The sequence below is a fragment of the Cupriavidus basilensis OR16 genome, assembly GCF_000243095.1.
Taxonomy (GTDB): domain Bacteria; phylum Pseudomonadota; class Gammaproteobacteria; order Burkholderiales; family Burkholderiaceae; genus Cupriavidus; species Cupriavidus basilensis_D.
This window is the reverse complement of the sequence record NZ_AHJE01000411.1, coordinates 1-238: the sequence shown is the minus strand read 5'-3', so window position 1 is coordinate 238 and position 238 is coordinate 1. Positions and strand designations below refer to the sequence as shown.

Below are 238 nucleotides of genomic sequence, written 5' to 3'. Positions count from 1 at the left end.
GGCGGGTAATCCATGACGGCGTAGTGCTGGGTCGAGCGGTTGTCCCAGATCGCCACGCTATTGGGCTGCCAGCGCCAGCGCACCTGGTATTCGGGGATATAGTGGCCTGGCTGATCAGGTAGTTCAGCAGCAGGCCGGCACCTGGATTTCCATCCTGGCCGTAGCGAACCCGCTGCGGTGTATGGAAATTGGTGAAGTGCGTGGTGAAGCCATTCACGAACAGCACCTTCTCGCCGGT

1 pseudogene is annotated in these 238 nt (G+C 60.5%); it reads right to left on the bottom strand.

Annotated features, from left to right (window positions below):
• Nucleotides 1-238, bottom strand: a pseudogene (locus tag OR16_RS42535) (TauD/TfdA dioxygenase family protein); the annotation flags it as partial.